The organism is Streptomyces milbemycinicus (genome assembly GCF_002154605.1).
GTDB lineage: Bacteria > Actinomycetota > Actinomycetes > Streptomycetales > Streptomycetaceae > Streptomyces > Streptomyces milbemycinicus.
Map to the genome: position 1 here is coordinate 1 of NZ_MUNE01000922.1, position 604 is coordinate 604.

The 604-nt window shown below is 71.9% G+C and carries 1 protein-coding gene; it reads right to left on the reverse strand.

Annotated features, from left to right (window positions below; genetic code table 11):
• Positions 1-604 (reverse strand): ABC transporter ATP-binding protein (locus CCN51_RS48885; RefSeq protein WP_086861088.1); only part of this gene is annotated, 604 nt, incomplete at both ends.

Sequence of the window (604 nt, forward strand, 5' to 3'; positions counted from 1 at the left end):
GCCGACCAGCTCCAGGAAGGCGTCCTGCAGCGACGGCGCCGCGCCCCGTACCTCCGCCAGCGGGCCGTGGGCCCGGATGCGCCCGGAGGCCAGCACCGCGACCCAGTCGCACAGCGACTCCACCAGCTCCATGACATGGCTGGAGAAGACGACGGTGGCGCCGGAGCGGGTGTAGCGCTCCAGCACCCCGCGGATCGTCTGAGCGGACACCGGGTCCACGCCCTCGAAGGGCTCGTCCAGGAAGAGGACGTCCGGATTGTGGAGGAGCGCGGCGGCCAGGCCGATCTTCTTCCGCATCCCGGTCGAGTAGTCGACGACCAGCTTGTGCTGTGCTCCCGCGAGGTCGAGCACGTCCAGTAGCTGGGTGGCGCGCTTGTGGACATCGTCGGCGGGCAGTCCGCGCAGCCGCCCGGTGTAGTCGAGGAGTTCGCGGCCCGACAGCCGCTCGAACAGCCGCAGCCCCTCGGGCAGCACCCCGATCCGGGCCTTCACCGCGACCGGGTCCCGCCATACGTCGTGCCCGCCGACCTCGACCGTGCCGGAGTCGGGCCGCAGCAGCCCGGTCACCATCGACAAGGTGGTCGTCTTGCCCGCGCCGTTGGGC